The sequence below is a fragment of the Gardnerella sp. DNF01151 genome (assembly GCF_049244235.1).
Classification (GTDB): Bacteria; Actinomycetota; Actinomycetes; order Actinomycetales; family Bifidobacteriaceae; genus Bifidobacterium; species Bifidobacterium swidsinskii.
In genome coordinates this window covers 305,620-328,721 of sequence record NZ_CP058389.1, presented here as the reverse complement: position 1 = coordinate 328,721, position 23,102 = coordinate 305,620, and the positions used below count along the sequence as shown (strand labels likewise).

Here is a 23,102-nt window from a genome sequence, read left to right as displayed (position 1 = left end):
TAAATTAATACAATAAATCGTTGTATCTATATTATGCATCATCGTATTATTTATTGCAAAATGACGCGTTAATCTACTTCAAAAAAATCTCAATAGACTAACGCGCCAAATATTCTACATTAAAAATGCGCTATTTCACTAACCGACGCCTCATTGGAGGAATCCCGCCATGTCGCGCTCCACCAGACATTCTCCCATGCTTAGGAACTATAGATGAAAAACGACCTAACGATAAACCTGAAGCAAAGGTTAACGTAATAACAGCCAGAAGTATCACAGTTACTGAAGAAGCACCAGTAACAGCAAGCGATGTTGGAATTGTATTACTTCGATTAACATAATTCTTATTAGCATTTTCGTTGCTATTTGTGCTGTCGTGTTGATTGGAAGCATTATCATTCACATCATTTTTCGAATCAGTTGAATCATCACTGCTAGCCGTTTCATCACTGCCAGTTTTACTATGATTTTCTTCTACATTTTCTTTGTTTTCTTTATTATTCTCCTCATTTTCATCATTCTTAGAACGATCCTCGCCGCCGGAAACTTGCACAGTCTCTCCTTCTACACCCAATGCGTGAGTTGCTAAAGGATTACCCTGAGCATCGTAAACTTCAGCTTTCCAATAAACAGTTCCTTCATGATCTAATGTAATATCTGCAGAACTTACAGAAATAGAAGACTTTTTACTTTCTTCAGCTTGTTTATTTGTAATATTTACGCGAGATTGAGGCATTTTTTTCTCAATTTCAGCAGATATTACAGTTTCCTTAGTCTCTTTAGTTTCCTTAGCTTCCTTAATCTCCTTAGCTTCAGAATCACTGCCCTTCTTAACGTCGCCATTCTTAGCATCACCATTCTTAGCATCGCTACATTTAGCTCCACTAGAATCACTCTTATTCCCCTTACCATCTTCATACTCGTATGCACTAAACACTACGTAACTTCCTTTTGGCAACGTGCCAGTAATACGAGCATTATCGTGAAACTTTTCACCAGCCTTAACTTTTTCATCGCTTACTCTAGTTGTAACAGATACAGGGGTAGTTAAAACATCCGGTTCAACTAAGGCACGACTCCACAATCCGTCATACGCGGATTTATGAGCTAAAGCGCGTGAAGAACCAGGAAAATCATAAACAAACACATACCATCCTGACTCACTATTTTTATTAGCGCGAATATGCACGTTATTTTCCAAAACTTTCGGCTCAGTAGTAGACCTATCAGTTCCAGCAATAGGTCTAAGCGTAATATTTCCGTTGCCAATCTTGTACACGCCATTAACTGCAGGAACATCCCACTTAGCAATCAAACGATGATGACTATCTTCTTTTGGCTCTTGATAAGACGGCTCGCCTTTAGATCCCGGCATATAATTTTCGTTGTCTTTTTTAGTAGGATTTTCGCTACCTGCACCAGCCCACCAAACGCGAATATGCGCTTTTTTATCTTCATTAAAGCCGTAACTGTTATTTCCCTTAAAAGATCCGTAAGTTTCAGGAAGACCTCTTACAGTAATCTCATTAACAATTTCCGTATTAAGCCCAACAGTTTGCTGCTTAGCAACAATATCTGAGCTCACAGTTGCTTGATGAACAGCCGTAGTGTCTGTAGAACCAAATAGCTGCACAACATCATCTTTCAGAAACTCTCGGTCAGATTTATTCTGAGAATCGCGAGAAATAATCCAAACCCATGTGCCAAACGATCCTGCTTCTAAATCATTTACTTTATAAGCTTCTGCTTTATCAAGATCAGATGCTGTAATATCGCCATTAGCGCGTTTTGCTACTGCAGTTATAGTTTCGCCAGAATTAGAGAAATTAGCTTTAGCCGCAGCAACTTGGCGCAAATTAGGCATAGAACGCATGCGATTCAAATACTCTTCAGCAGATTCACCACTATTTCGCTGTTGAATATGCAAAATATCTTCAGCTGAACCTACAAAATAGTAGCCTTGCGCGCGAAGACGAACATTTTCTGGCCAAGAATCATTTCCTGCAACACTGCTAGTTACAGTACTATCTACCTGCTCTCCTGCACGCAGCTCATGCTTTGATATTTTCGACTTAAGTAACGGCTGGAAAGTTTTTTCTACACTAAACGGAAACTCTTGTGAATACCATGTATTTTCAAAAGATCTAATCACATCTTGACCATTTGGAGAGAATAAACGTTCAGCTTTTGGAGCGTTAAAAGAAACTTCAATTCGAGCGTTTCCAGCATCAAGTGCGTTCCAAGTAATATCTAAACCTTCTTTTTAGATTTTCCTTCAAAAGATGCAGATCCGTTAGCAAATTTAATAAGATTATTTGAGGATTTTACTTTAATAGGTACTCCTCCTAAAGAATCTCCATTAGAATTTTGCAGACTAATATGCATTACGCCAACGCGCTTGCCCTTAGTGTAATCATTTTTTAGCACAGTCTTAACCGGAGTTTCTTTAACACCCTGCTGCCACAACTTATCTGCCTTATTCCTTAAAGTTTCTGTTTCAACGTCTACAAATCCGTTTTCAACAGCCTCCTTCCATCTATCTTGATTAATATCAAAATGATTATGAATCATAAACGCCAAAGCAGCCTGAGTTAAATCATCGTCATTGTTGTTGTGCGTTTTAATAATATTTGCAGCAATACGATAATCTTCACCATTCATCTGCTTAATATTGCCTTTGTAATCTATAAACACGGAAGATTCCATGCAAAAAATAGAATTCTTTCTACCTTCCCACTTATCCGTAACAGGACCGAGCCTTAGCCTTGCAATCTTTTCGCTTAGCCATTCAACAGTATTCGACTTTTTGTAATAATAACCCGTTAATTTATCGACAGATCCCATAGCAATTTGCGAACAAAGCACCGAAGGAACTAGTACTGCGGAAGTAAACAATGCCAACATTTTGCGAATATTTTTTTGTTTCATGAGGTTTCGCAATTTATTCGCACAACTAAAACTAGTATGCTTCCCAAAATATGTTTCCATAAAAATCTCCTTTAACCCAACCCTTAATGCAATAGCGAATTATGAGAATAATTTTCTATTTGCATTGAGCACTAGAGTAAGCGCTCATGGCATCAACTATGACTTTAGAAAAGATTTGCGTAAATATTTTTTTAGTATTGTGGTTAAAAGGTAGTATTTGGATAAAAGTTATGCACAAATCCACAATTTTGCTTAAATCTCTTGCCTAAATTTTTGTCGTTTACCCGCCGCTTACCCGCCGCTTACCCAATTTTTTCATGTGGAGATTTTTAAAAAACAAAAACTCCGGACTGCAAAAAGCAATCCGGAGTGATTCGCGGAGTCAGAGAGATTCGAACTCTCGAGCCGCTTACGCGACTAACACCTTAGCAGGGTGCCCCTATCGGCCACTCAGGCATGACTCCACTTGTTTACTGTACATAACAGCAACAGATTGACACTATAGCACCTCTTAAGGACTGTAAACAAGCTTGACGACACACTTTAAGATAACATTTAATATAACAATATCCAGTGCTACACAGGATTGTAATCTCCAGAAAACGTTACAACTACAGCAAACATAACAAGAATTATTCCTGCAATATCAGTCAATGTTGGAATTTCACCAAATCCCATTCCAATAATAACTGCGATTGCAGGATACAACGCTTGTATAACAGAGTATTTTGCAGAAGTAACACGTTTCAATAAAACCTGATCAAGCAAAGTTGGGAAGAAAGAAGCACATATTGCAATAACCAACATTAACGCAAGTAAAGCAAAAGAACCACCAGGGCGAGCAGCCCAAGTAGCTTCTGGTTTAGGCGAAATAACATGCTGCACTGCAGGAACAGCAAGAACAACAGACTGCAGCAGCCAACCAATAAGAGCTGCAACACTTACACGATCAATAGCGTGTGAACTTTTTGCCAACATGCGACCTGAAACAATATATAGGCCCCACATTGAACCGCCAACAAGAATGGCGAATAACCCAATTAGAAAATGCGGGCTTACTGAACTATGTATAGAAGCGCTAGCCAACAGCATAATGCCACAAACAGCAATCACAATTCCCACACGCTCTCGCCATTCATGACCTGCAATAACAGCCACAAGCAAAGGACCTATGAATTCTATAGTCACTGCAACACCAACAGCCATGCAACTAATAGCAACATAGAACATAGTGTTCATAGCAACTAACGACACGCCAACGGCTGCAACAATTCCCCATTCTCGTAGCGTTTTTGGCAAAAAACTACGTTTGCTGCGAGAAAATGGTCTTCTCCAAGCCAAAAGCAACAATGTCATAAATCCTACGCGATACCACACTGCATACAGAGGATCCAATTGGCTAAAAGCTACTTTTGCAACAGAAGTTGCTGTATACACCATTGAAGCCTCAATGACGATAATAAGCAGCACAGGCATGCGATGTAAAAGATTGACGACAAATTGCTTCATAGCAACAACCCTACATGAATATTGATCCGACATACGCTTTTTTACAAAAACATTAGTTTAATCCACAAATTTTTTCCATAAAATCGAACGTTTGTTCTATTATAAACTTATGAGTACAGCACCGAGAGTACAAGCAGCGAAACGTGATTGGGGGCACGACACCTCAGGTTGTAACATACTTCATGTCGACATGGATGCATTTTATGCTTCTTTAGAAGTTGCAAGACACCCGGAGCTTAAAGGAAAGCCGCTTATTATCGGCACAGGCAATCGCGCTGTTGTTTCTGCAGCAAGCTACGAAGCGCGCGCTTACGGCGTTAATTCCGCTATGCCCGTTGTTAAAGCTAGAAATCTTTGTCCACAAGGAGTTTTCTTGCCAGTTGACATTCCTTACTATTCAAGCGTTTCCAAAAGTATTTTTGAAAATATTTTTTTGCATATTACTAATCAAGTTGAAAAAGTTTCTGTTGACGAATGCTATATGAATGTTAAATCGGCTTTATTACAGTGGAAATCGCCTGTAAATATTGGAACTTGGGTACGAAAAGAAGTATTTGAAAAGTATCATATTACATGCTCGGTTGGCATTGCCAGCAATAAACTTATTGCAAAGATGGCTTCAACTAACGCAAAACCTAACGGAATGCTTCTTATTCCGCAAAAATGTAATGAAGATTTTGTGTCAATAATGCCATTGCGCGCAATACCAGGAATTGGCTCATCTTTAATACATAAGCTTGAGGATTGGGGCTTATCTACTGTTGCGTCGCTTAAAAATGTTGACGAAGCAACGCTTACTCGCATAACGGGTTCGCAAATCTTAGCAAGAATGATATATCAATCAGTTAGGGGCATAGACGAGCGCACTGTGACTGCACATGCCCCTGAAAAATCCATTGGAACTGAGCGAACTCTTGATACAGATACCACGAACGAGAATGCTGTTAAACAATTACTACAGCAATGCTGCAGCGAAGTAACTCAACAGTTGCGAAACAGAAAACTTATGGCACGCACTATAACGTTAAAACTACGCTTTGGCGACTTGCATTATGTTACTAGATCTTCTACTTTGCAAAACGCAACTGATTCAACACACGAGTTTTACGAGCATGTCGTTGTTTTGCTTTCTAAAGCTAATCCAACTGTGCATAATTACATTCTTGGAGGCAATAACACAAAGCTTTTAAGCCCAGTTCGTTTAGCTGGTGTTACAGCGAATAATCTTGTGCCAGCAAACAAAGTTTCACTTCAGCCTTCTCTAAACGATATTCTGGAGGAAAATACTCGCGAATCTAAAAATCCTACACAAAACATCATGTCCACAATGAATAAAAATACTAGATTGCGTCACGCAGAACACGCTTTAGATGCCGTTCGCAAAAAATACGGCAACAACGCTGCCCACATTGGATTGTAAACTCGCGCCACATTAAATAATACTTTGCAAATAATTAATTACTTGCTTTATCTGAACGCGGAGGCAAGGCTGCAACGCGAGCTTCATCCCATCCGGAAGCTCCAGCATCTGTAGCTCCTCCCAAATCTCCGAGCTTGTCGAAATAATCAACCGCAGCATCGCGATACCACTCCCAGTCTTCTGGCAAATCATCTTCATAAAAAATAGCTTCTACTGGGCAAGCCGGTTCACAAGCTCCACAATCCACACACTCGTTTGGGTTAATATAAAGCGTTCGATCGCCTTCATAAATGCAGTCTACAGGGCATTCATCTACACACGCTTTATCTTTTACATCAACGCAAGGCTCTGCGATTACATATGGCATAACGCCCTCCTTTCTGCTTTTATGCAACTTTTCTATTATAGAACATTTTTGAAAAGTCTATGACACAAAAAGTCGGCATGCGATATAACCGTATGCCGACTTCTTGCTAAATAAATAATTTATTAATTTTGACTATCTTGCGAGGCCGCAGCAGTCGCCTCAGCTTGAGCTTCTGCACGAGCCTGCTCCTCTGTTTCTCCTTCAGCTACCTTCTCTGCAGCAGCAGCATCTTGAGCAAACAAAGTTTCAACCGGAACACCGAGCTGCTTAGCTTTACGCAACTGCCTGCCAAGCAAAGAATTGCGGTAAGAGTAGCCGAAGTATACCGCAAAGCCTATTGCCAGCCACACTGCAAAACGAATCCAAGTCAATACAGACAAGTTAAGCATGAGCCAGAATGTAGAAAGCGCTGCAAACAGCGGAAGCCATGGATTGCCAGGAACGCTAAATGAACGGTGCAAATCTGGTCTGCGCATACGCATAATCGGCACACCAGCAGAAACAAGCAGGAATGCAGAAAGCGTACCAATGTTCACCATGTCGGAAAGAATGCCAATATCGAGAGTGGAAGCAACGACTGCCACAACAATACCAGCAACAATCTGAAGTCTTGCAGGAATACCACGCTTGCTTACCTTAGAGAAGCTACGTGGAAGCAAGCCATCGCGGCTCACAGCGAAGATAATGCGCGTAAGACCGAGCAAAAGCACCATCACAACGGTTGTTAAACCAATAACAATACCGAGGGAAATAATCTTTGCAGCCCAAGTAGCACCCACAAGTTCGAAACTTGTAGAAAGCGAAGGAGCGGCTTGCTTTGCCAAATCCTTGTAGGAAACCATACCAGTTGTTACAACTGCGACGAGGATGTAAAGAACAGTAACAATAAACAATCCAAGACCAATACCTCGTGGAATGTTCTTGTGCGGATCCTTAGTTTCTTCTGCTGTTGTTGCAACAACATCAAAACCGATGAATGCGAAGAACACGAGAGCCGCGCCGGAAAGAATACCTGGAACGCCATAAACAGCTGGCTGCATGCCTGTTACCCACTGCCACAAAGGCTGTGCCATAACCCCAGAGACTTCTATTCCCTTTACACTTGCAGCGTCGGTTGCAGGTGGCACAAATGGCGTAAAGTTGGAAGCTTTAATGTAGAAGAAGCCCACAACAACCACGAATAGAACGATACCAATCTTCAAGATTGTTAAAGCGCCGTCGAAGCGTGCAGAAAGCTTAGTTCCAAGGACAAGCATAGTTGTAAAGAATGCAACGATTATAATCGGAGCAACATCAATAGTGAAACCACCTAAGTTAAAACTTGTGGTCATATTCAAACCGAAAAGCTTCATTAAATCGTTAAGATAAACGCCCCAATACTTTGAAATTACTGAGCCAGCCATCAGCATTTCTAGGATCATATCCCAGCCAATAATCCAAGCAATAAGCTCACCAACTGTAGTATATGTAAACGTATAAGCAGATCCAGCAACTGGAATCATAGAAGCAAATTCTGCGTAACACATTGCAGCAGAACCGCATACAATGCCTGCAATAATAAAGCTAATAATTACAGCAGGACCAGCATGAAATGCTGCAGCCTGAGCGCCAACAGAGAAAATACCGGCACCAACAGCGACAGCAACACCCATAACTGCCAAATCCCAAGCATTTAATGTACGTTTAAGATGGCGTTCACCATCCATAGTCTCAGCGATAGTCTGTTCAACAGACTTTTTTCTCCATATTTGCATAATAAACGCACTTTCGTTGAGGTATAGGTATAAAGGTATGCCGCAATCAGAAGCGCATCGACAAATTTGCGAAACAGTTGCGACTTCACCTATATAAAATTTCTACTTAATTTTCTTTATTTATTCCTGTAAATGTAATTAAATAAAAAATTTATATAGATAATGTAGGTAAATATTACACAAAACATTGCTTACACGGTAGTTTTACCGTGTGTTCCTTTATTATTTGTGAAAATTTAAATAATAAACTTATATATTACTGCATAAAACGCATCATATTCGTAAAATTTTCAGTTTATAGAAATATTTATTACAACAGGTTCAGGAATAAGCGTTACACCAAACTTACTTTGCACACCACGGATAATAGTTTTTGCCAAATTTGCAATATCGTCACAAGAAGCATTATTACGATTGGTAAGTGCCAAAGTATGCAATGAAGAAAGCCCCGCAGGCGAAGGTTTCCCATTTTCTATAAGCCTAAAACCCTTATGGAATCCAGCATGGTCAATAAGCCAAGCTGCAGAAGTTTTTATACCATGCGATCCATCTTGCATAATTGCATCAAATTTAGGAGCATCTTCTGGCAAAGTATCGGCTTCACTAGTACTAAGTATTGGATTCATAAAGAAACTACCGCAACTATGACGATCACTGTAAATATTATCGCCCTCTAAAAATTCGCCAGTAACATAGTCTTCACTTTGCAATCGCAAAGCAAATTCAACACCTTCAGCACACTTTGTACCACGCATCCACAGCTTATCGTAACGAGAAGCATCCTCAAGCATGCCTTTAGAGGCACGAACGCGCAAAACTTCACGACGTATTGCTGCTGTTTGCATGCGCTCACCCAATTCTACGTGCAAAGCATTAGCTAATTGCGAATGAGAGACAATGCCGGTTGAATTATGTTTCAAACAAAAAGTAACAGACAGCACAACGTAACGAGGAGTAGGAAAATACGAGTCCGCAGGAACTCCTACTGAAGAGTACATGCTTTTTTTAAGCAATGAAGTGCGATACCCAAAATTTAAAGCATCCTTCTGCAACTCCATAGTTGATTTTGTTTTGCGGTCCCAGACTTCTACGGAAGTAACACTTTGAGATACTTCTTGACCATAAGCGCCAATATTTTGCACAACAGAAGCCCCAACAGTGCCAGGTATGCCAGAAAGACCTTCCACACCCTCTAAGCCAAGAGAAATTGTATGGGAAACAAAATCATCCCAATTACAACCAGCTTCAGCATTGATATGCACTAAATGAGCACCACTTTGCAAATCAATGCCATCTTCTGAAGGTGCTGCTTCATCAAGCACATGAATATCACGTCTAGCATCTCGCACAACAACGCCGTTGAAATCCTCATCGCTAACAAGCATATTAGAGCCGCCACCGATAACGCATAAAGGCAGACCAAGCTCATCAGCATCTTCTACCGCTTCAATAACAGCAACGCGACTTTTTGGCTCTATAAAACGCGCAATTTTGCCACCTACGCCAACAGTTGTTATATCTGCAAAGGATGGATTATTTACTAAAGATGCTTGCATACTCATGGTTTAAATATTAACAGCAATAAATAACAAAAACCCCGCATTAAGCGGGGTAATAAGCATAAAATCTGCGCAACTAGCAATAAGCTTAAACAAGCCAAAATCGTGAGCGCAGTAAGCTGAAGATTCAGCGAGTCTCGCGATGAAGCGTATGCTTGCCGCAGCGTGGGCAGAACTTGTTCAACTCAAGACGATCAGGCGTATTGCGACGATTCTTCGTCGTGATGTAATTACGCTCTTTGCACTCCGTGCATGCCATCGTAATGCCCGGACGGATGTCGGCGCTCTTGCTTGCCATTTCGTTCACCTCTACAATTCATTATTGGCCAGCCAGTCTCCTACTGGTCGTTGTAGCGAGGAAGAGACTCGAACTCTTGACCTTACGATTATGAGTCGTACGCTCTAGCCAGCTGAGCTACCCCGCCAGAGAGCCTCGAGTGAGAATCGGACTCACGACCTCTTCCTTACCAAGGAAGTGCTCTACCACTGAGCTATCGAGGCGTGGCGGGTAGTGGATTCGAACCACTGAAGCACGAAGCGGCTGATTTACAGTCAGCTCCCTTTGACCACTTGGGAAACCCGCCAGCAGTCTCCGTAAGAAGTGAACTTCAAACGGCAACTTTGTTATTTTGCCACGAAATCGCGACTAATGCAAGATTAAGACACGCCGAAAGCAAAACTTTTATGCAAAAAGCTAGTTATTTAGCGAAAAACCTTCTTTTTTTAAATTTTCGCAAACTGTCAAAACCCTGTCATTAGCCTCGCGCTCGCCGATACTAATGCGAATACCTTCACCAGCAAAAGCGCGAACAGACAATCCTGCAGCAATAAAATGTTCTGTTGCACGCTCGGTATCTGCCCCAAATGGCATCCAGAAGAAGTTTGCATACGCATCTTCAATATTCCAACCTTGCTCGCGCAAAGCTTCAAGAATGCGCTCACGCTCAGCAACAAGAGATGCAACACGAGTACTCATCTCCTTGCTTGCGTCATCTTCCAGAGAAGCCAAAGCTGCGACCTGCGCTATTTGAGACACTCCAAATGGCACAGCAACTTTACGCATACCGTCTACGACTTCAGCCGGAGCAATACCATAACCAATGCGCAAACCTGCCAATCCATAAGCCTTGGAGAACGTTTGAGCAACAACTACATTTGGATACTCATGGTACAGTTTTATGCCATTTGCAGTGCCTTTTGCTGTGTTAAACTGCACATAAGCTTCGTCAATAAGTACAAGAACGTCGCTTGGCACAGCATCTAATACCTTGCGAGCTTCCTCCTCGCTAAGTGAAGCAGAAGTTGGATTATTAGGATTATTCAAAATAACCAAACGCGTGCGATCGCTAATAGCTGCAATCATAGCGTCAACATCATGGGAACCATCAGCACGGTTAGGAATCTGAACGCTTGTAGCACCAGCTCCAGTCACAATAATCGGATAAGCTTCAAAGCTTCTCCAAGGGTATATGACCTCATCTCCCGAACCTGCAACCAAGTCAACAAGCTGCGTAATAACTTCAGTAGAGCCGCAACCAAGCACGACTTCGTCTGCAGTCACACCAAAACGCTTAGCAAGTTCTTCAACAACTTCTGTGCCACGCATATTAGGATAACGGTTTATTACATTAAGAGCGCGATTTGAGATCGCTTCTTTTACGCTTTGCAAAGGCTCATAAGGATTTTCGTTACTAGAAATCTTATACGCACGAATGCCGTCTAATTTAGGAGCTGGCTTACCCTGCTTGTAGCTAGGAATTGTATCTACAATATTGCGGTGTTTGTATGTCATACTTCTCCATCATACTCCACACATGCCTTAACTGTGTAATAGCAAAAATCCGACCAAAACCTTACAACCGCGTAAAGTTTCTGCCGCCTATCTAAATATTCCACAGACATTCTTACGTACCGCAATAAAAAACGCTGGGAACAACGTTTCCGTCATTTCCAGCGTAAGTTTTATTGTTTCAACCGGCTAAATACTAGCCAAGAATTGCAAGCACATCGCGAGAAGACACGATTAAGTAGTCCTCACCTTCATAATGCACTTCAGTTCCGCCGTACTTGGAATAAAGAACCTTGTCTCCAACCTTAACATCCATAGGAATACGCTCGCCCTTATCGTCGCGACGACCAGGACCTACGGCAAGAACTTCACCCTGCTGTGGCTTTTCCTTGGCATTATCTGGAATATACAAGCCAGAAGCAGTCTGAGTTTCCGCTTGAGCTTGCTTAACAATAATCTTATCCTCCAACGGTGTGAGCTTAATCGACACTGTTGCCACCCCTTTCATAAGAGATACTATTTCGTACGCAAGAAACAATCCGACGAGGCTGACGATCACGTCCGCAACCGCACTTACGTTCTATGCCTCATAATACCGCGAATTTAGCACTCTAACAACTCGAGTGCTAATCTTTTAAGAAAATTTTTAGAAAACTCTTAAATCATGCATTTCGACGAGCAAGAACATCATGCAAATTTGCCACGCCGAGTGAGTCTTCAGAACTCTCTGGAGCATCCACTTCGCTTACTTTTTCTTTTTCGTGGAACTGAGAAGAGTTTGTAGCAGCAAAATTAGCAGCGTCATCGGCATTATCAACATTAGCAACTGGTACAGCTTTAACTACTTGCTTAGTTGACTTAATTTCCAAACTTTCTGGAGTACGAGATGCTAAATTAGCATTACCTGAATCAGACTTAGTTTGTGAATCAAGCGAGAACGAAATTAAATCTTGATTAGACTGATAGTTTTGCTCCAAAGCCACAAAAGCGTTAGAAGAATCGTATGCGTCTTTATTTTCCGCCTCAACGATATTAGACTCTTTAGATTCAGATTCTTCTTTATACAAACGCTCACGCAACGCTGCATTGCGCTCTTGCTCCGCACGATGTAACGCAACACGAATTTCGCTCTGCTCCATAACCGAAGTTTCAGTATTGTCACGAGACGCATCATTTCGAACAGGCACTACAGTCTGAGATACAGAATATTCAGCACTGTCGTTTTGAGAAATCGCATCACTACTGTTGATTTCTCCATTAAAATCAGAATCAGATGCAGAAGAATAATCTTTCAACTGGCGTATAACAGCACTATTATGGCGTTCGCACAGCTCATCCTCAGCTTTGCATTTCGAAGCAGCGCGCATTGTTGCAATACGCGCCTCCCAAGCACGAGCATGCTTAGAAGCACGAGCTCCAAAATAAAGCACTACTGCCAACATAGCTCCAGGAATAAGAGCAAAAACTGGAGAAAATATACCAGAGCATCCTGCTAAGAATACGACAAAAGTCAAGGCAGCAAGCGCAACTACCAACACACAACGACGGCGTATTGCAGCACGCCTAGCAGCGCGAATGCGCGCAATATATTCAGGAGTTAATGTTCGTTTTTGTTGTGTCGGTTGCATACAAGCCCCTTTTGCCAACATACTAGTACCGTCGCAAATGCGCGCAGTACTCCACTCACCTACAAGATGAAGTGTTGGTGAAAACCTATCCTCGCGATGTTCAAGCATAGACTTCATGCCGTTAACCGTGCGTTTAGGCAACCACCCGAACCATAAGGCTACGAGGATGACTAATACGAGTACCGCACTCACCGATTCATAACCCATAAGTATTAATATAAAGAAGTCATAGGATGTGTAGCAACATAAACATTTCGGCGTGTCGCCAAAATGTGGGATTATTGCGCGCGACATCACACAATATGCTGTGCCGCAATCATTCACTAAGCAAATTTAACACCTATAATAACTGTCATAGTATGTACTAGGATATGTGAAGGAACAGTAAGCTGCTACTTATGTGCTCGTGTAACTTCGGAGGGACTTTTGCCTACTTATCATTATCGTTGCAAGCAATGCGGATACGATTTTTCAGAACATCAATCATTTTCAGATGACCCTATTACCATTTGCCCTCAGTGCGGAAAAGATGCAGTGCACAAAGTGTACTCTGCTCCTCCAATCAACTTTAAAGGCAAAGGCTTTTATCGAACCGATAAATGATTTTGTAAAATTATAAATATTAATTATTGTTTAAATATTGCGCGCTAATAGGTTTTATCCACAGCGCGCAATTTTTCTTGCTCTTGCATTTTTTATATTTCAAAATGCAGGTATGAGCATAAATTTTTCTTTATTTAAATCTCAAAATAACGCAAAAAATAGTGCGTTATTGCAGCGGAGGCAACGCGCTTTCGTGCGGAAAATCATTATTGTGCTATGTGCTGGAATGATGGCTTTACTCGTTGTGTCAACTATTATTGACTCACAAGAAACTCAAGTTATAGCAGTAGCTAAACACAATATTCAGCAAGGTTCACGCGTTAGCGTAAACGATATTGCATACGTTCGAGTGCCTAAACATAAAGTATTTAATCAAGCGCTATCTAATAATATAAGCGCGAATGCTTCTATTATTGCAACATGCGAAATACGTAAAGGCATGCCAATTTTGCAAACACTATTGAGTAAAATTCCGCGCATTCCAGAAGGATTTACTTCTATTACCATTCATTTAGCTAGTGCAGATCACACACTGCTTCCTGGCGAAAAAATTGATCTAGCTTTTAGCAAGCCGGTACAAGATGAAGAAATTTCTAACTCTAAAAATGCAGAAAGTCACAACAACGAAAAATCTAAAAGCAGCACTATAGAAAATAACGATAAAAACAAAAACCAGGATATTGAAGAAAACAATATTGCAGAAATTGACGAACGCTATGTTAGCGTAGTTCATAATGTTACGGTAATGCAAATAACTCAAAGCACCCAAGTTTCACAAAATCAGCAAAATACTACCACTCTTGCTATGCCTGCTGCAGATGCGTTGCGATTATTACAAGCTCAGTCTGCAAACCCCTCTTTGGCAATTGTTGCCATGAAATTGTCACAATGAGATTGCCGTCATGGAATACGTACACGATTAGTAGAAATCAGCGGTAATTATTAGCAATTAGCGATAATGACCAGTCAGCAACAAGCAGCAACAAGAATAAATCATTCTGCTACTTCTCGCGTATTTCAAGCTCAACTAATACGCTCGGAAAACACCGCCCAGTGAGGCGGCAATTCGCTTAAAATACGATTATCGTCGTCTTGATTACGCTGTTGCAAAGTAAGCTCGTCAGAAGGCTCGAGTTTAACGCCATCTGCATCAAAAAGCTCCGAGCCTTCACGAACAACCCTAACTGACCTGCGGGGAGATCTTCTATTGGGATCGTATTTACTCATTCGTTGTCACCATACAATTCCCCGAGACGAGAAACAACACGGTCAACCTCTTTTTCAGGATTGACAAAAGCTCCAACGCTCCACACTGTCATAACTGACCAGCCCAAGGATTCCAAATCCTGAATAATCATGCGATGACGTTCACGAGTTGATTGCACGCTCATAAATTGCGCATCATCCGTAAGCACAGCAACAGCAAATGACTTGTCCGCAAGTCCAACTACTAGAGGAATTCTAACGCCATTATCGAAGCCATAGTTGACTGCAACTTTTAATCCACGCGAGCGAATACGCTCAGCTAAATCAGTAAATAGCACATTTCTTTGTGCAGCTTCTGCAGCAATTTGCGCTTCAACATCGTTGGCATCTTCTGGACGAAGCGGCTTATCACTTAACTTCTCAGCCCATTGCAAAAGGTTCTTCAAAAGCTTTGGACCATCTTGGTGCAAACGCTCATCTTCCATATCTTTAGATGTAAATGCACTAACAATATCTAGATGACGACGAGCTAGAGCCAAAGCGTCAAGAAGCATACTGCTTCCACCTTCTTCTTCAAGCAATCCAAACTGCTGAAGAAGTCTGCCATGAGATGTTTTTGCATAGCAAAGCGACATAATTACATCTGTTGCTATTGCTCCAGAAGCTTCATTAACACCCAAAAGTCTCACATGTCGCAAGAATCTAGCCATGTTCTCGTCTTTAATAGACAAAGACTTCAACTCTGCTCCTAAACGACTGCGGAACACGTTTGTCAACGTAACTACGACAAGCACATAGCTTGAAGGAACAACCGTAAACGTATTCGCACGCTGACGAATAAGCTCAACTACTTCATCAATTTCACGCTGGCTGCTTTCAATAAGCCCAGAAGACATTACTGGAACTCCAGTTGCTTCAATTTGATGCAAACGAACTTTACCTTGCAAACGTTCAACAGGAACGTCATGACGCAACTTTCCGTAACCATGTTCTTCCAAGAATCGCGCTAAACGAAGCGAGCGCCTTGTTGCTCTAGAAACTACTGTTACAGATGGTAGTAATGAAATAAGCGAACGCAAACTTTCAGAACTTACTGTTTGCTTATGCGCTAAAACTACTACTTGACGAGCACGAGACAAAATAGATAGCAACTCAATATTTGATATATGAGATGCTGAATCAATTATTACAGTATCTGCAATAGGTCTCAACGGAGTCATCATAGTAAGAGTAGATGGCATAGCTACAAGTATTGGTTTCGCAGCCAACACAAGTTCCGCATAATTGCGCAATAATTTATTAAAAGTAATTCCAGAACGGTTTCCTGCAAGCATAGTATGTAACTGATTAGCTTCTTGCGTGTGCGAGAACAATAAATCGCACAAATGCCTCATAGCTTCTTGCTGAACCATTGGACCGATTGAACGCACATGTTCTGTATCAACTTGCACGAATCGATCAGAGACATCTTGCATTGCGGAGCCATCTTGGTGAGAAATAATTGCAGAAGAATTAACGATATCTTCAAAAACAGTAGTCCACCAAGCCAATTGCAACTCACCGTCAATTGCATTACCTGTAACGTTGCGACGACGCAAATCGCTAACTAAATCAGATAAGCCCGCTTTGCTGAACTCACGCTCCAAATTGCAACGACCAGGGAGAGTATCTAGAGATGCTCTGTCGTCATGCAAATCTTGCAAACGAGCTTCAAGCTGCGCAAATTCAATATTTTCAAGATCTGCGCCCTTAAGAGTTGTTGCTAACACTGCATCAAGAGCAACTAAATGCCTTGCTAATAATTCTTGAGTATTTACAATATCATCCAATTTTGGCGGCAAAACAGGCCATCCGCCGTGAGGCACGAAAGTACGCCACTGAGCTGCTTGCTGCGCAACAATCTTTAATGCCTCATGCAAATCATCGACTTTAGCTCCAACTCTTAGCAAGCTGCGCGCTTCTCGAACATGATGTCTACGTTCCCAGAAGCCCATAATTGTGCCTTCGGCTTTACGCTGAACTTTCGGCTTACTCGCTTCAATCATTGCATCTAAATCGCGCTCAAAAATTTCAGGCTGGAATACGTCAAGTACACGTCGCAAATTTTTGAGAACTGTAACTTGACGACTCCACTCACGAGCTGTTGTTGGCACAGGGAAACCACAGCTTTGCACAGTGCTTTTAACTTGTTCTCGAGTTGCTGGAAGAAGCTTAAGAAGCACGTCTACAACACGCTGATATACAGATATAGCTTCATTTTCGTCAAATATCGACGCGCCAAACCAAGGAGTATCTTCAGGATTTATCCTAAACTCTCCAAGCTCATCGGCTTGGTGGAATTTTTTCGACCACTCTTCAATATGACCGGTCATGGCGTGCGCTGCAGAAACATCTAAACGCACATGCGTAGACGGATGGGTTGGAAACATTGCAATTGCTGCAAGATTCTGGATTGTTTGATATGCAGATACTCCCCAAGTTTCGTTGATACCATGCAGATCGCCTAAATAACGAGTAAGGCGAGAACGCACTCCAACCAACTCATCTGCAACCTGCTCAAATCGTGAAGTCGCAATACTATGTCTAGCACCAACTGCTGCAATCAACTGCGCATCGACATGCTTAGCAATATGACCATCCGCAACGTCTAATGCTAATGAGGAAATTTCATGCGTATTCAACGTGTAACGGAAACGCCTCTGCTGCTCAACAACATTAGGCACATACAACACAGAATGTCCTGCAATCACAGAACGAGAAGCAATCGCAGCAGCAATCGCAGCTGAATCTGAGCCCGAATCAATATCCACGAACAGAGAATTTCCAGAAGCAACAAGCTCCGCTGCATAACGCACAACGTTATCTACTTCACCAACTTCGCATTCGCTATGAGGATCTGCGTCGAAAGGACTATATTCTAGCTTATTTGCAGACTGAAGCTTATGAATAGCTCGATCATCGCCAGCCATAGCGTCAATCATCGCATTTCCAACATTGCCAGATTGCAAAGCATTAATAATTTGTTCACTTTCTGCTACAAAACGCGAACCAGCATCTGTAAAGCAGCCAAGTATAATATCGCGCTCAATATCAAAATCTGTAAAAGCTGAGCGAGCTTGCTTACAAATAGCATCAAACACTACAGAAGTTTCTGGCGTTCCACTTTCATATTGAGATCCGTCGAATAAAACATCTTCCCTAAGTTGAACACCACGCTCACTTAAACGCGACACAAGCGAATTGTTCAGCCCAACACTTCCAGAGAAATAAATAGTGGCGGAGGTCTCATCTTGATTAGTGTCACGAACAACTTTCACAGGATACGTAAGAACAGGCACATGGTTGCCATTCCACGATGCAACACCAACTATTAAAGAAAGTTCGGAAACGCCACTTTCATGTGCTTTTGCGTCTCTATCTTCAAAAACTCGATCTAGCCTTCGCCCAGCAGCTCGCAACATTCCAGCGTCTCGGAATAAAGATTTTAATGTTACTTTTCCGCTTGCAAAAAGTTGCGCAATTCCGGAAGGATGAGCATGCGTCAACTCTAATTGTGCAGCAAGTTGCGTTATATCTTCTAGTGGAGAAGGAGATAGCTGAGCCTGATATTGCTGCTTCCACCCAACTATATGTTGTAAAGCGTTAGTACGAGCGCTGTTGGTATTGTTAGAGCCAGATTTTTCTAAAGAATCATCTTCTGACGTAGTATTTTCAACTACTGTATCAGTAAAAACTTGCTCTGCCGAATCCTGCTCCACGTTGTTTGTATCACTCATATTCCCACCCTACTTGCTTACTGTTCAATAGCTTTGCGATATGCACTATAACCGCTGTTTCTAGCTAGTGCAGCATCTACTTCAGAATTACCTTGAGCTGCGAGCCACGCGTATAAGTCATCATATAACCCAGTGTTTGCAGCCAAAAACGGAAGCAACTGCGAATATTGCGCCATCTCAAATTGCTTTGAAAAATCACTACTTTCTTCAGCTTCTTTTGACGTAAATCCGCCGGCTTCCACTACATTTTCTTGAGAGTCAAATTCGCCTTTTGATACTTTTTCAAATACGGAGCCTGGCTCAAATGCAGGTGTGTACTCCGCATCAGAATTGTTAATATCGAGATTATTAGAGTCGAGATTTGTAGTACCGAGATTCGTAGAGCCAAAACTGTTAATATCGAGATTATTAGAACCTGTATTTGCACTATTAAAAGCTGAAGTATTGGCAATATTTTCAGCAAAAGTTTCAGTTGAATTTAATGGAGATACTAGAAATTCTTGAGAACTTTCGTTTTGCAATACATTTGTTTCCGGATTAACTGGCGTAACCGGAGAAGCTTGAGCAACCGGAGAAACCTGAGCAACTGAATCAGCTTGATCAACTGCAGAAACCGAAGAAATCACAGAATCTTGTTGCGAAGGTTCTTCTTTAGTTGAACTTTCTTGCTGAATCGCTTGCGCATCTGCAAATAAATTACGCGGCTCTACAGGAGCCTCCTGCTGTTCTCGCATAACAGGCAAAGTTACATCATGATTGATTGGAGCAACATCTGTTTGCGAATCATCATTGAGCTGAGTATGATTCTGCATGCCTTGTTTCCAAGACAATCCAGGATGCGAAACTGATTGAGCATGGAAAACACCTGTTGGCTCACCAGCGCGCAAATCAAGAATTTGATCTACTGATAAATCTGAAGCTGCAGGCTCATCATGCGATTCATCTGTAGCATAAGAGAACAGATTACGCACTGCGTTATCTTTTTCAACTTCAGCAGATTCTTCTTCTACACGCACAAAATCAACAGGAACATCACCGAATTGCATGCGCATTAAGTTATCTGGAAGCTGAAAATCAACATCAGGCTCTAGACGCAGCAAATCACCATTTGCGCTGACTAAATATGTACCGTTAGTTGAATGCAAATCTCGTATTGTTGCCACGCCTCGCATGTCTACAATTAGCAGCGCATGCCTCTTTGACATAGAACGTTTATTATCCACTATGTCGACGCGCGCGAAACCATCTTCACGCAACGGGCGTATAGGCTTTCGACCAATCTCTACAGACTGACCTGCACCCACACGTGCCTGCTCGACACCACCAACTGTAATCATCCAGCGCTGCACGGTTTGTCGCTCACTCACGTGATCTGCTCCCTTCAAAAAACACACTACTTACTATTGTGTCATGCTTTGTGTATATTGCGCTAGTATTTGTTGATTTTAAGCATAAAAATATCACATATTCATATTTGAAGATTTTACAAGAAAATTTATAAGGAATTTTACTAGAACTTTTGCAAAGAATTTTATTTGCAATAATTTTTAAAATCTTTATGCAAATGGAAATAACAAAAGGCTCGGAAGAAACTTCCGAGCCTCGAAACTTGCGATATTACCAACCGTCCCTAGCGGAAAGCAACAACGCAAAGTGCTCAGCATTAATCGGTTAACGAAGCCTGAATCAATAGTAAAAAAGGAAATTTGGCAAACCATATCAACAAGCAAACGCAAACCAATTAATTGCTGTATAAAACTAAAAGATCTACACAGCGTGCAGAGCACAAAATTTTTTACAAAAGCACTTAGTCTAGCGCACCTTTCAGCACACTAGACTAAGTAATTCACAGAAAAACCGACTCAACAATCAACCAATAAGCTAAAGCCCAAATGATTCATCGCTGAATCAGATTTCAGCTTAGTGACGGATCTTGCGAAGAGCAGCACCCATGCCAGCAAGCACAGAAGCAGCAACAGCAGCCAAAGCTACAGCAGCACCGGTCTTAGCCAATGGAGCAGCCTTCTTATCAGACTTCTTATCAGACTTCTTGTCGTTAGCCTTGTCATCAACCTTCTGATCATGACGCTTGAGGTAGTCAGCGACAGCTTTGCACTCGAGAGAATCTTCACCGTAAAGCTTCACACACTTCTTGTAATCCGTGTCCATATTGCCATATGGAGTATGCTCATACTTATCTTTCTCATCCTCAGCCTTAGCCTTAGCTTCCTTATCAGCCTTCTCCTTAGCCAAACGAGCATCAAGCTCTCCAGCGTCTTCAGTCTTATAGAGCCAATTATCATCCTTCTTACCCTGATCATCCTTCTTACCCTGATCATCCTTCTTACCCTGATCATCCTTCTTACCCTGATCATCCTTCTTACCCTGATCAGCCTTTGGAGTAGTCTGATCAGCCTTTGGAGTAGTCTGATCACCGGTACCCTCAGCGAAAGCTGGAGCCGCGAAAGCGAGACCGGAAAGCAAAGTTGCGCCAGCAGCGAATGCGGCGATAGCCTTCTTATTCAACATAATATTTTCCTTTCTTCTTCTCCTTCATGCTAGGTACACGAAGAAAAATTTGCTGTGTAACCCCAACCGGAGCCACACACGCCTGTCAAACTAGGATTGACCGACGTTTGCTATTAACATACCCCCCCCCCCATTCGAAAAAGTCAAGAGCAGACACACAACTCATTAATAAAAAACATTCATATTTTTATGAAAATATTTCAGTCAAACTATTTTTAAAAGTAAAAAATACAGTATTACGCATTATTTTTCGTAAAAATGTCAATTTCAAGGTTTTTAAAGATTTTTCCCAGAAAACTCTCAGGAAACTCTTGAATACTCCCCCAACCAGCCGCAAAACCGTTGCAATATAGCCACTCTTGTGCGACACGCCAACAACCTGCTTCTCGCGTGTCGCACGCGGCAGAAACTTTACACGCGCGTAGAGAAAAGATCGCAAAACCGACAAAAACGGCAGTTCCTTTACAACACCGTAAAATTTTGGTCGGATTATCGCGCCAGTGCGCCTACATACTAGGCTATCCAACATACTCAAATTGGGTTTTGAAAAGTTAAGCTAAAATCGTCAACTTAACAAAATGAAGCTTCGAAATCGTTACTCAAACGCTTCACGATCCCATAGTGCGCTTAACGGTATTGCCCATAAATTATCCGCCCACTGCATAATTTTTTGACCGGAAAACGTAGTTTTTGTACATTGAATGTATGATTTTTTGTACATTGAATGTACAAAAACTACAATTTGTACATATTTTTCTCTAGCAGCAAAGGTGCAACAAAAAAGGCGGCAGGAATAATCCTACCGCCTAATTTTCACTATGCACGCACGCATAAAACTGCGTTACGCGCAAAGCAACAAAAAGTTAGAACTACTTAAGTTCAACGGAAGCGCCAGCCTCTTCGAGGGCAGCCTTAGCCTTCTCAGCGTCTTCCTTCTTAGCCTTCTCGAGAACAGCCTTTGGAGCGCCATCCACGAGAGCCTTAGCTTCAGCCAAGCCGAGGCTGGTCAAAGCACGCACAGCCTTGATGACTGCAATCTTCTTATCGCCAGCAGCGGTGAGAACGACGTCAAACTCGTCCTTCTCTTCCTCAGCAGCACCAGCAGCAGCTGGAGCAGCGGCAACAGCGGCTACAGGAGCAGCAGCTTCGACATCAAACTTATCTTCGAATGCCTTGACGAACTCAGAGAGCTCAACGAGGGTCATTTCACCGAAAGCTTCAAGAAGCTCTTCGTTAGTGAGCTTAGCCATAATTGGCTTCCTTTCTTACTTGGCCGGGCATACCTTATGCCTTACGACCATAACATTTTTATATTTAGTTGGTCTCATGCAGCAAGCTGCAAGGGAATCAAGCGGCCTTTTCCTGCTTCTCACGCAAAGCGTCGATTGTACGAACTGCCTTGGTTGGCAATGCGTTGAACAGGTAAGCGGCCTTGGACATGGTGCCCTTGAGCGCGCCGGCCATTTCGGAAAGCAACTGTGGGCGCGACTTCAAGTCGGCGAGCTGCTTTGCACCTTCGGCATCGTAAACGGTTCCATCTGCGAAACCGCCCTTAATGACGAGGGCTTTATTCTCTTTGGCAAAATCACGCAAGGTCTTAGCAGCCTCAATGAAATCACCCTTAACGAAGGTGACTGCAGTTGGACCGGCGAGAAGCTCGTCGAGACCTTCAATGCCCGCTTCCTTAGCAGCAATACGAGCAAGCGTGTTCTTAGCCACAGAGTAGGAAGTATCGCGGCCTAGCTTTTCGCGCAGAGTAGAAATCTGCGGAACGGTAAGCCCGCGGTACTCGGTGAGGTAGATAGCGTCTGCATTACGGAAAAGTTTCGTAAGCTCGGCAACTACCGCTTCCTTTTCGGGCCTCTTCATGGCGTTCCTTCCTAAATTGGCCGTAGGTGAAAGAAATGCATCAAGCGTAATAAACAGGGCAATAAAAAAAGCCCTGCGCACTGGCAGAGCAACATAAGAAACACTAAAATGTGCTTAAATTTTCGACTCATAACGAAATTCGCTATAAATCATCGCTCAACCTGT

General features: G+C 42.1%; 17 protein-coding genes, 4 tRNA genes and 1 pseudogene. 3 read left to right on the top strand and 19 right to left on the bottom strand.

Annotation, left to right across the window (positions count from 1 at the left end; translation table 11 throughout):
* Positions 1 to 130: 130 nt before the first annotated feature.
* The 3 genes and pseudogenes from HXT37_RS01420 to HXT37_RS01410 all read right to left on the bottom strand — a co-directional run bounded on the left by HXT37_RS01420 (position 131) and on the right by HXT37_RS01410 (position 4,437).
* Positions 131 to 2,988 (bottom strand): annotated as a pseudogene (locus tag HXT37_RS01420) (peptidase).
* A 317-nt stretch (positions 2,989 to 3,305) separates the two neighbouring features.
* Positions 3,306 to 3,392, bottom strand: a tRNA-Ser gene (locus HXT37_RS01415).
* Between the two features lie 112 nt (positions 3,393 to 3,504).
* Complete coding sequence (locus tag HXT37_RS01410; protein WP_421779615.1) at positions 3,505 to 4,437, bottom strand: EamA family transporter; 933 nt, start codon at positions 4,435 to 4,437, stop codon at positions 3,505 to 3,507.
* A 109-nt stretch (positions 4,438 to 4,546) separates the two neighbouring features.
* Between HXT37_RS01410 and dinB the strand changes: the two genes are divergently transcribed.
* Complete coding sequence (gene dinB, locus HXT37_RS01405) at positions 4,547 to 5,857, top strand: DNA polymerase IV (protein WP_064621618.1); 1,311 nt, start codon at positions 4,547 to 4,549, stop codon at positions 5,855 to 5,857.
* Positions 5,858 to 5,891: 34 nt separating this feature from the next.
* Here the strand turns inward: dinB and fdxA are convergent, their stop codons facing one another.
* The 10 genes from fdxA to HXT37_RS01355 form a co-directional block, all read right to left on the bottom strand.
* Positions 5,892 to 6,224, bottom strand: a complete 333-nt coding sequence (gene fdxA / locus HXT37_RS01400; protein ID WP_004109733.1) for a ferredoxin — start codon at positions 6,222 to 6,224, stop codon at positions 5,892 to 5,894.
* 122 nt (positions 6,225 to 6,346) lie between these two features.
* The gene (locus HXT37_RS01395) at positions 6,347 to 7,978 is read right to left on the bottom strand and encodes an APC family permease (protein WP_064621619.1); all 1,632 of its coding nucleotides are present in this window, start codon (positions 7,976 to 7,978) and stop codon (positions 6,347 to 6,349) included.
* Between the two features lie 290 nt (positions 7,979 to 8,268).
* Positions 8,269 to 9,540, bottom strand: a complete 1,272-nt coding sequence (locus HXT37_RS01390; RefSeq protein WP_410310959.1) for an FAD-binding protein — start codon at positions 9,538 to 9,540, stop codon at positions 8,269 to 8,271.
* A 124-nt stretch (positions 9,541 to 9,664) separates the two neighbouring features.
* Positions 9,665 to 9,835 (bottom strand): 50S ribosomal protein L33, encoded by a 171-nt coding sequence (gene rpmG, locus HXT37_RS01385; protein WP_004105548.1) that lies wholly within the window; start codon positions 9,833 to 9,835, stop codon positions 9,665 to 9,667.
* 53 nt (positions 9,836 to 9,888) lie between these two features.
* Positions 9,889 to 9,962 (bottom strand) — tRNA-Met (locus HXT37_RS01380).
* Positions 9,963 to 9,966: 4 nt separating this feature from the next.
* Positions 9,967 to 10,038, bottom strand: a tRNA-Thr gene (locus tag HXT37_RS01375).
* A 1-nt stretch (position 10,039) separates the two neighbouring features.
* Positions 10,040 to 10,121: transfer RNA gene (locus HXT37_RS01370), tRNA-Tyr, on the bottom strand.
* Between the two features lie 110 nt (positions 10,122 to 10,231).
* On the bottom strand, positions 10,232 to 11,329 hold the full coding sequence (gene hisC, locus HXT37_RS01365) for a histidinol-phosphate transaminase (protein ID WP_421779612.1): 1,098 nt from the start codon (positions 11,327 to 11,329) through the stop codon (positions 10,232 to 10,234).
* A 193-nt stretch (positions 11,330 to 11,522) separates the two neighbouring features.
* Positions 11,523 to 11,816, bottom strand: coding sequence for a co-chaperone GroES (groES, locus tag HXT37_RS01360; RefSeq protein WP_004114319.1), 294 nt, complete (start codon positions 11,814 to 11,816; stop codon positions 11,523 to 11,525).
* A 172-nt stretch (positions 11,817 to 11,988) separates the two neighbouring features.
* Complete coding sequence (locus HXT37_RS01355; RefSeq protein ID WP_415693372.1) at positions 11,989 to 13,071, bottom strand: hypothetical protein; 1,083 nt, start codon at positions 13,069 to 13,071, stop codon at positions 11,989 to 11,991.
* 309 nt (positions 13,072 to 13,380) lie between these two features.
* Here HXT37_RS01355 and HXT37_RS01350 point away from each other — a divergent pair, with 309 nt between their 5' ends.
* Positions 13,381 to 13,557, top strand: a complete 177-nt coding sequence (locus HXT37_RS01350) for an FmdB family zinc ribbon protein (protein WP_004574103.1) — start codon at positions 13,381 to 13,383, stop codon at positions 13,555 to 13,557.
* Between the two features lie 112 nt (positions 13,558 to 13,669).
* Entirely contained in the window at positions 13,670 to 14,449 is a 780-nt protein-coding gene (locus tag HXT37_RS01345) for a hypothetical protein (RefSeq protein ID WP_033888631.1), read from the top strand.
* 131 nt (positions 14,450 to 14,580) lie between these two features.
* Here HXT37_RS01345 and HXT37_RS01340 read toward each other — a convergent pair whose 3' ends face one another.
* From HXT37_RS01340 to rplJ, 6 genes are all read right to left on the bottom strand, one after another.
* Entirely contained in the window at positions 14,581 to 14,784 is a 204-nt protein-coding gene (locus tag HXT37_RS01340; protein ID WP_004109746.1) for a hypothetical protein, read from the bottom strand.
* Entirely contained in the window at positions 14,781 to 18,539 is a 3,759-nt protein-coding gene (locus tag HXT37_RS01335) for a helicase (RefSeq protein WP_410310958.1), read from the bottom strand. Before HXT37_RS01335 ends, HXT37_RS01340 begins: the two co-directional genes overlap by 4 nt.
* 17 nt (positions 18,540 to 18,556) lie before the next feature.
* Positions 18,557 to 19,906 (bottom strand): FHA domain-containing protein, encoded by a 1,350-nt coding sequence (locus tag HXT37_RS01330; RefSeq protein WP_421779609.1) that lies wholly within the window; start codon positions 19,904 to 19,906, stop codon positions 18,557 to 18,559.
* Positions 19,907 to 20,459: 553 nt separating this feature from the next.
* A complete protein-coding gene (locus HXT37_RS01325) occupies positions 20,460 to 21,068 on the bottom strand; it encodes a peptidase (RefSeq protein ID WP_421779607.1) in 609 nt (202 codons plus the stop codon).
* 869 nt (positions 21,069 to 21,937) lie between these two features.
* A complete protein-coding gene (gene rplL / locus HXT37_RS01320) occupies positions 21,938 to 22,318 on the bottom strand; it encodes a 50S ribosomal protein L7/L12 (protein ID WP_004105575.1) in 381 nt (126 codons plus the stop codon).
* A gap of 97 nt (positions 22,319 to 22,415) precedes the next feature.
* Complete coding sequence (gene rplJ, locus HXT37_RS01315) at positions 22,416 to 22,937, bottom strand: 50S ribosomal protein L10 (RefSeq protein ID WP_004109752.1); 522 nt, start codon at positions 22,935 to 22,937, stop codon at positions 22,416 to 22,418.
* Positions 22,938 to 23,102 lie beyond the last annotated feature (165 nt).

What these genes read in the sequence shown, in the direction of transcription:
- HXT37_RS01395 (WP_064621619.1), bottom strand. Translation starts at nt 7,978, where the DNA reads ATGCAAATATGGAGAAAAAAGTCTGTTGAACAGACTATCGCTGAGACT.
- dinB (WP_064621618.1), top strand. Translation starts at nt 4,547, where the DNA reads ATGAGTACAGCACCGAGAGTACAAGCAGCGAAACGTGATTGGGGGCAC.
- HXT37_RS01390 (WP_410310959.1), bottom strand. Translation starts at nt 9,540, where the DNA reads ATGAGTATGCAAGCATCTTTAGTAAATAATCCATCCTTTGCAGATATA.
- HXT37_RS01335 (WP_410310958.1), bottom strand. Translation starts at nt 18,539, where the DNA reads ATGAGTGATACAAACAACGTGGAGCAGGATTCGGCAGAGCAAGTTTTT.
- HXT37_RS01410 (WP_421779615.1), bottom strand. Translation starts at nt 4,437, where the DNA reads ATGAAGCAATTTGTCGTCAATCTTTTACATCGCATGCCTGTGCTGCTT.
- rplJ (WP_004109752.1), bottom strand. Translation starts at nt 22,937, where the DNA reads ATGAAGAGGCCCGAAAAGGAAGCGGTAGTTGCCGAGCTTACGAAACTT.
- HXT37_RS01355 (WP_415693372.1), bottom strand. Translation starts at nt 13,071, where the DNA reads ATGAAGTCTATGCTTGAACATCGCGAGGATAGGTTTTCACCAACACTT.
- HXT37_RS01345 (WP_033888631.1), top strand. Translation starts at nt 13,670, where the DNA reads ATGAGCATAAATTTTTCTTTATTTAAATCTCAAAATAACGCAAAAAAT.
- rpmG (WP_004105548.1), bottom strand. Translation starts at nt 9,835, where the DNA reads ATGGCAAGCAAGAGCGCCGACATCCGTCCGGGCATTACGATGGCATGC.
- HXT37_RS01340 (WP_004109746.1), bottom strand. Translation starts at nt 14,784, where the DNA reads ATGAGTAAATACGATCCCAATAGAAGATCTCCCCGCAGGTCAGTTAGG.
- hisC (WP_421779612.1), bottom strand. Translation starts at nt 11,329, where the DNA reads ATGACATACAAACACCGCAATATTGTAGATACAATTCCTAGCTACAAG.
- fdxA (WP_004109733.1), bottom strand. Translation starts at nt 6,224, where the DNA reads ATGCCATATGTAATCGCAGAGCCTTGCGTTGATGTAAAAGATAAAGCG.
- HXT37_RS01325 (WP_421779607.1), bottom strand. Translation starts at nt 21,068, where the DNA reads ATGTTGAATAAGAAGGCTATCGCCGCATTCGCTGCTGGCGCAACTTTG.
- rplL (WP_004105575.1), bottom strand. Translation starts at nt 22,318, where the DNA reads ATGGCTAAGCTCACTAACGAAGAGCTTCTTGAAGCTTTCGGTGAAATG.